We start from the raw sequence: 14372 nt of genomic DNA, 5'->3' as shown, positions 1-14372 counted from the left end.
CGGCGGGGATTACTTGGGGCCCTGGCCGAAGACGAACGGCATGACGATGCCGATGAGGGCGAGCGCCTCGGTCAGCGCGAAGCCGATGAACATGTTGGAACGGATCAGGCCGGCGGCCTCGGGCTGACGGGCCATCGCCTGGACGCCGTTGCCGAAGATCAGACCGACGCCGATGCCGGGGCCGATCGCGGCGAGGCCGTAGCCGATCGAAGCGACGGAACCGTAGACGCCGACCTCAGCGAGCATGCTCATTGCAATGTGTCCTTTGCGGGGATGGTGTACCGGTGGTGATTGGCCACCGGGCGTTCCGGGGGTGGTTCAGGAGGGCCGAGGGCCCAGGCTCAGTGCGCCTCTTCCAGGGCACCGGCGATGTAGCTGCTGGCCAGCATCACGAAGATGTAGGCCTGCAGGAACTGGACCAGCAGCTCGAAGGCGGTCAGGCCGACGGCGACGACGAACGAGGCCGAGCCGTACAGCGCGCCCAGGGAGGGGCTGAGCAGGTACCAGGAGGCGACGGAGAACATCACGACCAGCAGGTGGCCGGCGAACATGTTCGCGAAGGCTCGGACCGCGAGCGTGAACGGGCGCACGAAGATGTTCGAGAAGAACTCGATCGGCACCAGGATGAACATGACCCAGCCGGGGATGCCCGAGGGCCAGCAGAGGTTCTTGAGACCGCCGACGAAGCCGTGCTTCTTGAAGGTCAGCGTCATGTAGGTGATCCACACGACCGCCGCGAGGCCGGCCGGGAACGCGATCGCCGCCGTCACGGGGAACTGTGCGAACGGGATGATCGACATGATGTTCATCAACCAGATGAAGAAGAACATCGAGACCAGCATCGGGACGTACTTCTCGCCCTTTTTGCCGATCGTCTCCAGGACGATGGAGCGCTTGACGAAGTCGTAGCCGATCTCACCGACCAGCTGCAGCTTGCCGGGGACCAGGCGCGGCTTGGCGAAGGAGGCCCAGAAGAACACGACGACCAGGAGCGCGACGATGATCGACAGCAGCATCGGCTTGTTGAAGTCGACGCTGCCGATCGAGAAGATCGGCTCGAACTGGAACTCGTTCAGACCCGGGGCCGGGAAGCCACAGCCAGCGTCCCCGAAGTGGCAACTGCCTGAGGCGAGGGACGTGAGTTCAGCACTCACCGCGGACTCCTTCGTCGTGACGCATGGATACGGCAACCTCGGTGTGTCGGCGTGGCCTGCGGCCACGGAACGGCACTGGAACTTGATGGGTTTCTCGCCGACCCCGCGCGCCGGCGCACTGCACCACAGCGGGATCATCGAAGAATGCGCGGATCCGGGGGGCGATCCGTCCGCTGTCCGGACAGACCTGGCCTCTTCCCGTACTCCGTTGTTGCGACGGACGATAGCAGCCCGTCAGCGCGGCATAAACACCGCCCCCCTCATTGGGGGGACAGCTGGGCCTCGTCACTGTTGACGCCCCTTGTCGGAGGGCTTGTCGCCCTTCTTTTCGGAGGCGTCGGGGTCGACGTAGAAGGTCTTGGCCTTGAGCGCACCACGCACCTGGAAGCCCGTCCAGATCAGGGCGCAGCCGAGCAGGGTGAAGGCGAAGGCCTGCCGGTTGAAGAGATCGGTGTTCTTGAAGACCGCGAGCACGATGCCGACCAGCAGGATCTGCGTGGTGTACACCAGCAGCGCCGCGGCCATCATGATCTGCGGGTTCGACCTGGTCAGCCGGTCGAGCGCGAACTGGCCGGAGGCGAAGAAGGCCATCACGAGCAGCGCGCCGAAGAGGGCGCCGAGCAGGCCCTTCCCCCCGGCGACGGCGAAGGAGATCGCCATGGCGATGATCCCGGCGGCCGCAGTGGGAATCGCGGCGCCTCGGAGGATCCGGGCGTCGGTGGACGGCATGTCGGCAGCTCCGGCGGCATGTCGATGTGGCGGGGGACGGGCACAGCGGTGGCGGGTGACACCGGACCGAGGCATCGCCGCGGGCCGCCCATCGGAACGGCGGGCCCGGTGAGGGAGACCGACAGGGACGGAAGTCATCCACCTGTCAGGTCTTTCGGCGTGTTCTCGGTACTCGTGAACGGTATCACAAACTATTTGATGAGAGCTTTACCATGAATATGTGGCACCTGTCACACCAACGGCGCAACGGATCCGCCATTCGAGTGAACGCCATCCGATGGACCCTCAACTCCCTTGTCAGTGGCGACCGGTGGCCTTGTGGTGGGGGCCGACCGCGGTGGAGCCCACGCCCGAGTCCCGGCCGGCTTCACCGAGGAGTTGCTTGTCCTTCGCCGACAGTTCGGCCATCGGACCGCTCTGCTGCCGACGGTAGCGCGGGGGGACGAACGACTGCACCGCCCGCGGGGCGCGCGGCCGGAACCGCGGGGTGAGCAGCACCACCAGGCCGACCAGGCAGAGCCCGGCGAGCGTCAGGACGACGGTGCGGCCGGTGTTGGTCACCGAGAAGGCCACCGAACCGAAGGCGATCAGCGCGGCCCAGAAGTACATGATCAGTACGGCGCGGCTGTGCGAGTGACCCACCTGGAGCAGCCGGTGGTGGAGGTGGCGCTTGTCCGCGGCGAACGGGGACTGGCCGGCCCAGGTGCGGCGCACCACCGCGAGCAGCAGGTCGGCCAGCGGCAGCGCGATGACCGTCAGCGGCAGCAGCAGCGGGATGTAGATCGGCACCAGGGCGTGCACGGCGGCGGTCTGCGAACCGGTCTCGTTGCTGATCAGGTCCGGGTCGACCCGGCCGGTGATCGAGATCGCGGCGACGGCCAGCATCAGGCCCAGCATCATCGAGCCGGAGTCGCCCATGAAGATCCGCGCGGGGTGCATGTTGTGCGCCAGGAAGCCCAGGCACATGCCGATCAGCAGCACGCTGAACAGCACGGCGGGGGCCGCGTCGGTGATCGTGTAGCCGTACCAGAGCCGGTAGCTGTACAGGAAGAAGGCCATCGCGGCGATGCAGACCATGCCGCCGGCCAGGCCGTCCAGGCCGTCGATGAAGTTCACCGCGTTCACCATGACGACGACCAGGGTGACCGAGATGACCATGCCCTGGGTCGGACTGACCGCGACCGGGCCGACACCGGGCACCGGGAGGGTGATCACCGTGACGCCCTGCCAGACCATCACGCCGGCGGCGATCATCTGGCCGCCGAGCTTCACCAGCGCGTCCACGCCCCACTTGTCGTCGAGGACCCCGAGCAGGAACATGATCCCGGCGCCGGACAGCAGCGCGCGGATGTCGGTGCCCTGGGAGAACACCTTGCTCAGGTTGTCGAGCTGGGAGGCGACCAGGATGCCCGCGCACAGTCCGCCGAACATCGCGATGCCGCCGAGCCGCGGCGTGGGCTCGCGGTGCACGTCGCGGGCGCGCACCGGCGGCATGGCGCCGGCCGCTATGGCGAACTTCCGGACCGGGCCGGTCAGCAGGTAGGTGACGGCGGCGGTGCAGAACAGCACCAGCAGATACTCACGCACCACTGGCCTCCTGCATCACTGTCGAACGGGGAAGTACCGAAGGTACTCCCCTGCCTTCCCGGGGTTCGAGGTGCGTCGCCACGGCACACACCTTATTGAGTCGGACGCCGGGACCGTGCATCGCGGTTCGCCCTCCCGGGTAGGAGATCCGGATACCCGCGGAGAACCTCCGTCAGCCACGGTCGGCGAAGGCCAGCGCCAGCTCCCGGACCCGCGCCACGGCGGGGGCGACCGCGCCCCCGTCGAGCACCCGGGCGATCAGCCCGGCGATCTCCGTCAGCTCGGCCTCCCCCATCCCCTGGCTGGTCACCGTGCCCGTGCCCAGCCGGATGCCGGAGGCCTCGGCGGCCGGCGCCGGGTCGTACGGCAGCGCGCACTTGCCGAGCAGCAGCCCGGCCGCCGCGCAGCGCCGCTCGGCCTCCGCTCCGGTCACCCCGAGCGGGCTCACGTCGGCGGTCACCAGATGGGTGTCGGTGCCGCCCGTCAGCGGGCGCATCCCGGCCTCCGCGAGCCCGCCGGCGAGCGCCCGGGCCCCGGACACCGCCCGCTGCGCGTACGCCCGGTACGCGGGCCCGGAGGCCTCCGCGAGGGCCACCGCCTTGCCGGCCACCTCGTTCATCGCCGCGCCGCCCTGGCTGAACGGGAACACCGCCCGGTCGATCCGCTCGGCCAGCTGCGCGGTGCACAGCAGCAGCCCGCCGCGCGGACCGCGCAGGAGCTTGTGGGTGGCCGCCACGGTGACGTCCGCGTACGGCACCGGGGAGGGCGCCACCCCGGCCGCGATCAGCCCGGTGGTCTGCGCGGCGGAGGCGATCAGATAGGCGTCCACCTCGTCGGCGATCTCCCGGAACGCCGCCCAGTCCGGGTGCCGGGGGTGCGAGATCGAGCCCGCCACGATGGCCTTGGGGCGGTGCTCCCGGGCCAGGTCGCGGACCTGGTCGAGGTCGATCAGCCCGTCGCTCTCGCGCACGCCGTAGCCGGTGAAGGCGAACCAGCGCCCGGAGAAGTTGGCGCGCGAGCCGCAGCTGAGGTGGCCGCCGTGCTCCAGCGACATCGCCAGCACTCCGTCGCCGGGCCGCAGCAGTGCCGCGTACGCCGCCAGCATCGCCGAAGTCGCCGACCGCGGCTGGACGTTGGCGTGCGGGGCGGCGAACAGCTCACGGGCCCGGTCGATCGCCAGCAGCTCGGCGGCGTCCGCCAGCGCGCAGCCGGTGTGGTGCCGGCGGCCCGGGTAGCCCTCGGCGTACTTGTCGATCAGCGGGCCGGTGAGCGCCGCCAGGACGGCGGGGGTGGTCAGGTTCTCCCCCGCCAGCAGCTGGATCGTTTCGGCGCGCCGCTCGGCCTCCGCGGCCAGCAGGTCGGCCAGCTGGGGATCGGCCCGGTGCAGCGCCTCGGACACCCAGGGGCGCCCGGTCGTCGTGGTGGGGTCGGTCGCGGCATCGGTGACGGTCATGGCGGGGCTCCCGGGCGCTGCGGGGACTGTGTCACCCAGCGTAGGACCGCCGACCGCGCCCGGCCCGCCGAACCACGGCCGGACGGCCCCATTCAGCGCCTCGGCGCCCGCCCGCGGGCCGTCGGCACGGCGCGGGGACGTCAGCGCGGCGCGGGGACGCCGGTGAGCGCGGTGACCACCGGGTCGACCGCGTGGAATATCTCCTCGCCGCAGTTGCGGAACATGCCGATCGGCGCCCCGTACGGGTCGTCCAGCTCGTCCGACTCCGGCGTGGCGGCCAGCAGCCAGCCGCGCAGCGCGGCGGCCGCCCGGACCAGCGCGCGGGCCCGCTCGGTGACGTCGGCGCCGCGCCGGGGATCCGGCAGGGTGCCCGGGTCTATCGTCCGCACCAGGCGGGTGAACTCCTTCAGCGTGAAGGTGCGCAGCCCCGCCTCGTGACCCATCGAGATCACCTGGGCGCGGTGGTCCAGCGTCGCGGTGAGCACCAGATCGGCCTCGACCACGTGCTCGTCCAGCAGCTCGCGGCCGGTGAAGCCCCCGCTGTCGGCGCCGTACTCGTCGAGCACGGTCGCGGCGTGGTCCTCCATCGGCGCGCCCTCGTGGCCCCAGGTGCCGGCGCTCTCGACCAGGATCCGCCCGGCCACCCGGGGGCTCAGCCGGGTGTCCAGCTCACGCCGGGTCAGCCGCTCGGCGATCGGCGAGCGGCAGATGTTCCCGGTGCAGACGAACAGGATCCGGAAGTGGTCCAGCGGCCTGGGGCCCACGCTCAGGTACGGCGCTATGCCCGGCCCGGCGTGGAGCGAGGCGGTGGGCGTCAACTGCCGGCCTCCAGGTCGGGGACGACCTCCCTCAGCTGCTCGACACTGATCGCGCCGGCCCGCAGCAGGACCGGGACCTTGCCGGTGACGTCGACGATCGACGAGGTGGCGGAGTCCTCGGCCGCCCCGCCGTCCAGGTAGACCGAGATCGCGTCGCCGAGCTGGGCCTGGGCCTCGTCGCAGGTCAGCGGGGGCGTCCCGCCGATCCGGTTGGCGCTGGAGACGGCCAGCGGGCCGGTGGCGTTCAGCAGCTCGATGGCGACCGGGTGCAGCGGCATCCGGACCGCGACGGTGCCGCGGGTGTCGCCGAGGTCCCAGCGCAGCGAGGGCTGGTGCCGGGCGACCAGGGTGAGCCCGCCGGGCCAGAAGGCGTCGACCAGCTCCCAGGCCTGCTCGGAGAAGTCGGTGACCAGGCCGTGCAGGGTGGTCGGCGAGCCGACCAGCACCGGCGAGGGCGTGTTGCGGCCGCGGCCCCGGGCGGCCATCAGCTCGGCGACGGCCTCCGGGGAGAAGGCGTCCGCACCGACCCCGTACAGGGTGTCGGTGGGCAGCACGACGAGTTCGCCGCGGCGGACGGCCGAGGCGGCCTCGCGCAGACCGGTGGCGCGGTCCCCGGCATCGGCACAGTCGTAGCGGCGGCTCATCGGTGCGGTCCCCTTCCGGAGTGGCTCATGGCAGTCACTACGGCCGCCACTGTGGTCACAGCGCGGCCTTGCGCGCTGTCGTACAGCGCTTGGTGTTCACGACCCGACCCTCCGGGCGGTCGTACTGCGCCCGACTGTTCACGACCCGACCCTCCGGGCGGTCGTACTGGGCCCGATTCTTCACGACCCGACCCTCCGGGCGGTCGTACTGCGCCCGACTGTTCACGACCCGACCCTCCGGGCGGTCGTGAAGCGCGGCCGGTTGTTCAGGTCGCGGTGGTCGGCGGTGTCCGTCCAGCCGTGTTCCTCGTTGAAGATCCACGGCACCTGGCCGCCCTGCTGGTCGGCGTGCTCGATGACCACCGCGCCGCCCGGGCGCAGCAGTCGGGCCGCGACCCGCTCGATGCCGCGGATGGTGTCCAGGCCGTCCTCGCCGGAGAACAGCGACATCTGCGGGTCGTGGTCGCGGGCCTCCGGCGCGACGTACTCCCACTCGGTGAGCGGGATGTACGGCGGGTTGGAGATGACCAGGTCGAAGCGGCCGTCCCAGGAGCGGTCGTCCTCGAAGGCCCTGGTGGCGTCACCGGCGTGCAGGGTGACCCGGGCGCGGTCCGGGCTGGCCTCGATGTTGCGCCGGGTGTACTCCAGCGCGCCCTCGTCCAGTTCGAAGGCGTGCACGGTCGAGCGCGGCAGTTCCTGGGCCAGGGCGAGGGCGATCGCGCCGGAGCCGGAGCACAGGTCCACCACCAGCGGCTCGGCCACGTCCATGTCGCGCACCGCGTCTATCGCCCACTCGACGACCGTCTCGGTCTCCGGCCGGGGCACGAACACCCCGGGGCCGACCTCCAGTTCGAGGTAGCGGAAGAACGCCCGCCCGGTGATGTGCTGGAGCGGCTCGCGCGCCTCGCGGCGGGAGACGGCCTCCCAGTAGCGGGCGTCGAAGTCGGCGTCCTTCACCGTGTGCAGCTGGCTGCGCTTGACGTTGTGGACGTAGGCGGCGAGCTCCTCCGCGTCGAAGCGCGGCGACGGCACGCCGGCCGCGGCCAACCGCTGGGTGGCCTGGGCCACCTCGGCGAGCAGCAGGTTCATCCGTACGACCTCTTGTTTCTCCGGCTCCGGGCGAAACGCGGGCTGGGGCGCGCCGGTCTCAGTTCTCTTGGGCCGCGGCGAGCTTGGCCGCCGCGTCCTTGTCGACGCAGGACTGGATCACCGCGTTCAGGTCGCCGTCCAGGACCTGGTCCAGGTTGTACGCCTTGAATCCGGTGCGGTGGTCCGAGATGCGGTTCTCGGGGTAGTTGTACGTGCGGATCCGCTCGGAGCGGTCCACGGTGCGGACCTGGCTGCGGCGCGCGTCCGAGGCCTCCCGCTCGGCCTCCTCCTGCGCGGCGGCCAGCAGCCGCGAACGCAGGATGCGCATCGCCTGCTCCTTGTTCTGGAGCTGGCTCTTCTCGTTCTGGCAGGACGCCACGATACCGGTCGGCAGGTGGGTGATCCGGACCGCGGAGTCGGTGGTGTTGACCGACTGGCCGCCGGGGCCGGAGGAGCGGTAGACGTCGATCCGCAGGTCGTTGGCGACGATCTCGACCTCGACCTCCTCCGCCTCGGGGGTGACCAGCACGCCCGCCGCGGAGGTGTGGATGCGGCCCTGCGACTCGGTGGCGGGGACGCGCTGCACGCGGTGCACGCCGCCCTCGTACTTCAGCCGGGCCCAGACGCCCTGGCCGGGCTCGGTGCTGCCCTTGGTCTTCACGGCCACCGAGACGTCCTTGTAGCCGCCGAGGTCGGACTCGTTGGAGTCGATGAGCTCGGTCTTCCAGCCGACCCGCTCCGCGAAGCGCAGGTACATCCGGAGCAGGTCGCCGGCGAACAGCGCGGACTCCTCGCCGCCCTCGCCCGCCTTGATCTCCAGGATGACGTCCTTGTCGTCGCTCGGGTCGCGCGGCACCAGCAGCAGCCGCAGCTCCTCGGTGAGCTCGTCCCGGCGTGCCTCGGAGTCCTTCACCTCGGCGAGGAACTCCGGGTCCTCGGCGGCGAGTTCACGCGCGGCCTCGATGTCCTCGCCGGCCTGCCGCCACTGCCGGTAGACCCGGGTGATCGGGGTCAGCTCGGCGTACCGCTTGGCCAGCTTGCGGGCGTTGTTCTGGTCGGCGTGGACGGACGGGTCGGCCAGCCTCGTTTCGAGGTCGGCGTGCTCGACGAGGAGCTCTTCGACTGCCTCGAACATGGGGTGGCCTTCTTCCCGGGGACTCGGAAACGTGTGGGGGGTGGGGAACTCGCGGGGGGACGCGAACGGCGCCGGCCCCCAGCGCCCCCGACAACGAGTACGGGGGCACCGGGAACCGGCGCCGAGGGAGCGCTAGGCCTTCGCGCTGTGCTGCTTGCCGAAGCGGGCCTCGAAGCGGGCCACGCGGCCACCGGTGTCGAGGATCTTCTGCTTGCCGGTGTAGAACGGGTGGCACTGCGAGCAGACCTCGGCGCGGATCTCGCCACTGGTCTCGGTCGAGCGGGTGGTGAACTCGGCACCGCAGGTGCAGGTCACACGGGTGACCACGTACTCGGGGTGAACGTTGGGCTTCAAGGGGTTCTCCTAGGTTTCGGGAGGGCACCGGGTCGGCGGCTGGAGCGCCGCACGTGAACCGGGACCGACGGACCAGTCTGCCAGGACCGGCCGCATCTTCCCAAACCGGGTCGCGTTCCGGGATATTCCGGGCGCCCCTCAGTGTGCCGTTCCGGCCTTCGGGGTGGCCTTCGGGGTGGCCTTCCCGGTGCCCCGCGCGGCCGTCGAGGGGGCCGCCGAGGGGGTGGCCGTGGGAGCCGCCTGGGCGGGGTTCTCCGGCTGCGCGGAGACGACCGCCGACGGGAACGCCTGGTCGGCCTTGAGCGCCCCCCAGACCTGCCCGGCCTGCGGCTGCTGCTCGACCACCCGGTTCGGGTCGCCGGGGGCCGTCTCCACCGGCAGGGTGACCATGCTCAGCTGGTCCGGGCCTATCCCCTTGAGCTCCTGGGCGAGCCCGACCAGCGAGTTCACCGAGCCGAGCGCGGAATCGGTGGTGATGCTCCTGGTCACGGTGTCGCCGATCGACCACAGCTTGACCGGGTTGGTGAGCATCCCGTTCCCCCCGACCTGCTGCAGCAGCGACTTCACCATCTGCTTCTGGAGCTCGATCCGGCCGAGGTCGCTGCCGTCGCCGACGCCGTGCCGGGTGCGCACGAAGGCCAGTGCCTGCCGGCCGTCCAGGTGGTGCTCGCCGGGCGGCAGGTCGAGCCCGCTGTCCTTGTCGTGGATGGCCACCGCGGTGGTCACGGTGGCCCCGCCCATCGCGTCCACGACCCTGGCGAAGCCGGCGAAGTCGATCTGCAGGTAGTGGTCCATCCGCAGCCCGGTGAGCTGCTCGGTGGTCTTGACGGCGCAGACCGCTCCGCCGCTCTCGAAGGCGCTGTTGTACATCGCGCGCTTGGCGCCGGGCACGGTCCGGCCGCTCGGGTCGGCGCAGTCGGGGCGGGTGACCAGGGTGTCGCGCGGGATCGAGACGACCTGGGCGCGGGAGTGGTCCTGGTTGATGTGCACCACCATCGCGGTGTCCGAGCGGGCGGTGTCGCCGGTGTCCCCGCCCGCGATCGAGCCGTTGTCCCCGCCGCGCGAGTCGGAGCCGAGCACCAGGATGTTGAAGGAGCCGTCGGTGGCGGCCGGCGGCCGGGCGTCGCCGAGCCGGGCGTCGATGTCGACGCTCTTGATGTTGCCGTTGAGTCTGAACCAGGCGAAGAGGGCCGCGCCGGCGCCGAGGACGACGAGCGCGACGAACGCGCAGGCGGCCGTCCGCAGGACTCTGCGGCGGCGCCCTGGAACCCTCTTGTGTTCGGCCATACGGTCCAGAGTAAATCGGACAACATGATCCAAACGCCCTCAAGTTGTCCCGACTCTGGAACAAACCGGGCCGGACGCACGGAACCCCGGACCGCTCGCGCGATCCGGGGTTCCGTGCTCGGACAACCGTCCGGCTACGGTCAGTCGTTGGAGCCGGGGGTGGTCTTGGCGATCTGCATCAGGAACTCGGCGTTGCTCTTGGTCTGCTTCATCTTGTCCAGGAGCAGCTCGATCGCCTGCTGCGAGTCGAGCGCGTGCAGCACCCGGCGCAGCTTCCAGACGATGGCCAACTCCTCGCTGCCGAGCAGGATCTCCTCCTTGCGGGTGCTGGAGGCGTCCACGTCGACGGCCGGGAAGATGCGCTTGTCCGAGAGCTTCCGGTCGAGCTTGAGCTCCATGTTGCCGGTGCCCTTGAACTCCTCGAAGATCACCTCGTCCATGCGCGAGCCGGTCTCGACCAGCGCGGTGGCCAGGATGGTCAGCGAGCCGCCGTTCTCGATGTTGCGCGCGGCACCGAAGAACTTCTTCGGCGGGTACAGCGCGGTCGAGTCGACACCACCGGACAGGATGCGGCCGGAGGCCGGCGCGGCCAGGTTGTAGGCGCGGCCGAGACGGGTGATCGAGTCCAGCAGGATGACCACGTCGTGGCCCAGCTCGACCAGGCGCTTGGCGCGTTCGATGGCCAGCTCGGCGACGGTGGTGTGGTCCTCGGCCGGGCGGTCGAAGGTCGAGGAGATGACCTCGCCCTTCACCGACCGCTGCATGTCGGTGACCTCTTCCGGACGCTCGTCGACCAGGACGACCATCAGGTGGCACTCGGGGTTGTTGTGGGTGATCGCGTTGGCGACCGCCTGGAGCACCATGGTCTTGCCGGTCTTCGGCGGCGCGACGATCAGACCGCGCTGGCCCTTGCCGATCGGCGACACCAGGTCGATGATCCGGGTGGTCAGCACGCCCGGGTCGGTCTCCAGGCGCAGCCGCTCCTGCGGGTAGAGCGGGGTGAGCTTGTTGAACTCGGGGCGGCCGCGGCCGCTCTCCGGGTCCATGCCGTTGACGGAGTCCAGCCGCACCATGGCGTTGAACTTCTCGCGGCGCTCGCCGTCCTTGGGCTGGCGCACCGCGCCGGTGATGGCGTCGCCCTTGCGCAGGCCGTTCTTGCGGACCTGGGCGAGCGAGACGTAGACGTCGTTCTGGCCCGGCAGGTAGCCGGAGGTGCGCACGAACGCGTAGTTGTCGAGGATGTCGAGGATGCCCGCGACCGGGATCAGGACGTCGTCCTCGCCGATCTGCGGCTCGGCGGGGCCGGCCTCGAAGCCCTCGCGGCCGCGACGGCCACGGCGGTCGCGGTAGCGCCCGCGCCGGCCACGGCGGCCGTCGCCGAACTCGTCGTCGTCGTAGCCGCCCTGCTGGACCTGCGGCTGCTGGACCTGCTGGGTCTGGCGGCCCTGCTGCTCGGCCTGGCCGCCCTGCTGCTGGCCGCCGCCCTGCTGGGACTGGCGGTCGGTGCGGTCGGTGCGCTCGCGGCGGTTGCGGCGGTCGCGGCGCGACTCGCGGCCGTCGGCGTCCTGGGCCTCGCCGGCCTCCTGGCGCTCGGTGCGCTCGGTGCGCTCGGGGCGGTCGGGGCGGTCGCCGCCCTCGCGGCGCTCGCGCCGCTCACGGCGGTCGCGACGGCTCTCGCGGCCGTCCTCACGGCCCTCGAAGCCGCGGGTCTCGGCCGGGCGGGCCTCGGCCTGCTTCGGCTCGGCGACCGCGACGGTGGCGGCCTCGGCCGGGGCCTCCGCGACCGGGGCGGTGGGCGCGCCGGCGGCCGAGGTGGCCCGGCGGCGGGTGCGCTCGGTACGGGCGGGCGCGGCGGTCTCGGCGGCGGCCTGGACCGGGATCTCGATCTGGGCCTGCGGCTCGGCGGCGGCCGGAGCCTCGGCCGTCTTGGCGGCGGCCTTGGTGCGGCGGGCCGGCTTCTCGGCCGGGGCCTCGGCGTCCGCCTTGGCGGCGGTGCGCTTGGCGGCCGGGGCGGTGCCACCGGCGGCGAGCAGCGGGTCCCCGCCGCTCTTCTCCTTGATGGTCTCGATCAGCTGGCTCTTGCGCATGCGTCCGGTACCGGTGATGCCAAGGTCCGCGGCGAGCTTCTGCAGCTCGGCCAGGACCATGCCGTCCAGGCCCGCGGCGGCGCTGCGGCGGCGCCGGGCCGGGGCAGCGGGGGCGGCGGCTGCGTCCGACGCCTCGGCGTCCGGGCGCGCGCCCATCAGATCGGTGGAGTCGCTCACTAAGGGTCCTTCCCTGGAGCGGACGTCGGCCTGTCTGGCTCGGCGACCGGTTGTGCTGTCCTGACCAACGCTCGACTGCGTCGGTCCGAGGCGGTGATCCCTCGAATGGCGGGAGCCCGTCGAGGGAGAGCTACGTACGAGGTGCGGTGCTTGAAGCACGGTGGTGCTGAGTGGCGCGTGGGCCGGTCGTGTGTCGACCTCCCCTGAGGGCGTAACCCCCACGCTCCCTGCGAATCCCGGGCCCCCGTCGCGTGACGGTGGCCCGCGCTCCGCCCGTCCTGGCCTCAAGGTGGGAGGCCGCGGGTGGGAGTCAGGTGCCGTCACGGCTTCGGGATGCGGCCGCGTGTCGCGCAGGCAGGCTGCGTACGCGCTGCGGTGGGCTCCCGGAGAATCGTCGCCCCGTGCATCGCCGGGACTCCACTGCCGTGGAGTGCTGGGATCGGGACGCGGCGCACCTAGCCCCGGAGGGCACCTGGTGCAGCAATGAGGTTAACACTACCGACCCCCTCAGACATTCCCCAGCCTTGCGCTTGCCAATCGTGTCCGCCGGACCCGGCTCGGCAGGGTGCCGGCGCCGGGTCCCGAGCGGCCCGTTCGGGCTGCTCAGACGTCCAGCGGGAGCACGACGGCCCCGGTGCGGTCGACGTCCAGCCGGTGCGCGGCGAACGCCGGGTCGCCGCCGTGGCCGTGGTGCCCGGCGAAGGAGAGCACCTTGTCGGCGCCCGCCTCGTCGGTCAGCGCCAGGACGGTCGGGCCGGCCCCGGAGATGACCGCGGGGACGCCCTCGGCGCGCAGCGCGCCGACCAGGGCGGCGCTGTCCGGCATCGCGGAGGCGCGGTAGTCCTGGTGCAGCCGGTCCTCGGTGGCGGCGAGGAGCAGCTCGGGGCGCCTGGTCAGCGCCTCCACCAGCAGTGCGGAGCGGCCGGCGTTGACGGCCGCGTCGGCCAGCGGGACGGTCCTCGGCAGCAGTCCGCGCGCGGTCTCGGTGAGCACTTCGCCGGCCGGCACGAACACCACCGGGACGACCTGCTCGGACGGCTCCAGCGCGACCGCCTTGGCCGACTCCTCGTCGGTCCAGGCGATGGTGAAGTTGCCGCGCAGGCAGGCCGCGACGTTGTCCGGGTGGCCCTCCAGCTCGGAGGCGAGGGCCAGCAGCGCGTCGTCGTCCAGCGCGGACGGGCCGCCGATGGTCACCGCGCGGGCGGCCACGATGCCGGCGCAGATGGCGGCCGAGGAGGAGCCGAGGCCGCGGCCGTGCGGTATCCGGTTGGCGCAGACCACTTCGAGGCCCCGCGGCTGGCCGCCGAGCCGGTCGAAGGCGGCGCGCATCGAGCGGACCAGCAGGTGGCGCTCGTCGCGCGGCAACGTGTCGGAGCCCTCACCGGCGATGTCGACGGAGAGGCCGGAGTCGGCGACCCGGACGACGACGTCGTCGTACAGACCCAGCGCGAGCCCGAAGGCGTCGAAGCCCGGGCCGAGGTTGGCGCTGGTCGCGGGAACCCTGACCCGGACGGCGGCGGCACGGAACGCAGGACCGGCCATGCGGTGGACTCTCCTGGGGAAATCGGGCGGCGCGGAGCGCGTCGTCGGTGCGAGGGCGGGGAACGGACCGCGGCCCCTCGGGGGGCGGGCGGTCGCGACGGTCGGCGCGGCCCGGACCCGCCGGGCCCGGGGCATGTGCCACACGGCCGAGGCCAGAGTATCGAAGAGAGGTTCCCCAGCGGTACACCCCGTGGGCCTTCGATCTGGTGTGTTGCCGGTTCTGGCCGGAATGCACACCCCCCTCCGTCAAAGGGAGGGGTGGAAACGGATCGCAATGCGCAGCCCAATTGACACAAAAGTGTCAGTCGGGAACTCC

General features: G+C 71.7%; 13 protein-coding genes. All 13 read right to left on the bottom strand.

The window, feature by feature from the left end:
* Positions 1-9 precede the first annotated feature (9 nt).
* The gene (atpE, locus tag ACGFSC_RS22880; RefSeq protein WP_030302757.1) at positions 10-252 is read right to left on the bottom strand and encodes an ATP synthase F0 subunit C; all 243 of its coding nucleotides are present in this window, start codon (positions 250-252) and stop codon (positions 10-12) included.
* Positions 253-341: 89 nt separating this feature from the next.
* Positions 342-1154 carry a F0F1 ATP synthase subunit A gene (gene atpB / locus ACGFSC_RS22875; protein ID WP_359899962.1) on the bottom strand — a complete coding sequence of 271 codons (813 nt, stop codon included), beginning with the start codon at positions 1152-1154 and terminating at the stop codon, positions 342-344.
* Between the two features lie 285 nt (positions 1155-1439).
* The gene (locus ACGFSC_RS22870; protein WP_359899964.1) at positions 1440-1883 is read right to left on the bottom strand and encodes a hypothetical protein; all 444 of its coding nucleotides are present in this window, start codon (positions 1881-1883) and stop codon (positions 1440-1442) included.
* Between the two features lie 297 nt (positions 1884-2180).
* Positions 2181-3470 (bottom strand): MraY family glycosyltransferase, encoded by a 1290-nt coding sequence (locus tag ACGFSC_RS22865; protein WP_359899966.1) that lies wholly within the window; start codon positions 3468-3470, stop codon positions 2181-2183.
* Positions 3471-3642: 172 nt separating this feature from the next.
* Positions 3643-4923 (bottom strand): serine hydroxymethyltransferase, encoded by a 1281-nt coding sequence (glyA, locus tag ACGFSC_RS22860; RefSeq protein ID WP_359899967.1) that lies wholly within the window; start codon positions 4921-4923, stop codon positions 3643-3645.
* A gap of 140 nt (positions 4924-5063) precedes the next feature.
* The gene (locus ACGFSC_RS22855; protein WP_355252781.1) at positions 5064-5705 is read right to left on the bottom strand and encodes a protein-tyrosine-phosphatase; all 642 of its coding nucleotides are present in this window, start codon (positions 5703-5705) and stop codon (positions 5064-5066) included.
* A 32-nt stretch (positions 5706-5737) separates the two neighbouring features.
* The gene (locus ACGFSC_RS22850) at positions 5738-6385 is read right to left on the bottom strand and encodes an L-threonylcarbamoyladenylate synthase (protein ID WP_359899969.1); all 648 of its coding nucleotides are present in this window, start codon (positions 6383-6385) and stop codon (positions 5738-5740) included.
* Positions 6386-6607: 222 nt separating this feature from the next.
* Positions 6608-7474, bottom strand: a complete 867-nt coding sequence (gene prmC, locus ACGFSC_RS22845) for a peptide chain release factor N(5)-glutamine methyltransferase (protein WP_359899971.1) — start codon at positions 7472-7474, stop codon at positions 6608-6610.
* Between the two features lie 58 nt (positions 7475-7532).
* The gene (gene prfA, locus ACGFSC_RS22840; RefSeq protein WP_359899973.1) at positions 7533-8609 is read right to left on the bottom strand and encodes a peptide chain release factor 1; all 1077 of its coding nucleotides are present in this window, start codon (positions 8607-8609) and stop codon (positions 7533-7535) included.
* Between the two features lie 132 nt (positions 8610-8741).
* Positions 8742-8963 (bottom strand): 50S ribosomal protein L31, encoded by a 222-nt coding sequence (rpmE, locus tag ACGFSC_RS22835; protein WP_030057539.1) that lies wholly within the window; start codon positions 8961-8963, stop codon positions 8742-8744.
* A gap of 138 nt (positions 8964-9101) precedes the next feature.
* Positions 9102-10250 carry an LCP family protein gene (locus ACGFSC_RS22830; RefSeq protein WP_359899975.1) on the bottom strand — a complete coding sequence of 383 codons (1149 nt, stop codon included), beginning with the start codon at positions 10248-10250 and terminating at the stop codon, positions 9102-9104.
* Between the two features lie 140 nt (positions 10251-10390).
* Entirely contained in the window at positions 10391-12514 is a 2124-nt protein-coding gene (gene rho / locus ACGFSC_RS22825) for a transcription termination factor Rho (RefSeq protein WP_359899977.1), read from the bottom strand.
* Between the two features lie 603 nt (positions 12515-13117).
* Entirely contained in the window at positions 13118-14056 is a 939-nt protein-coding gene (gene thrB, locus ACGFSC_RS22820) for a homoserine kinase (RefSeq protein ID WP_359899979.1), read from the bottom strand.
* Positions 14057-14372 lie beyond the last annotated feature (316 nt).

Source organism: Kitasatospora sp. NPDC048715 (genome assembly GCF_043198905.1).
Classification (GTDB): Bacteria; Actinomycetota; Actinomycetes; order Streptomycetales; family Streptomycetaceae; genus Kitasatospora; species Kitasatospora lactacystinica.
The sequence above is the reverse complement of the archived record's forward strand: the minus strand, read 5'-3'. Positions and strand labels throughout refer to the sequence as shown.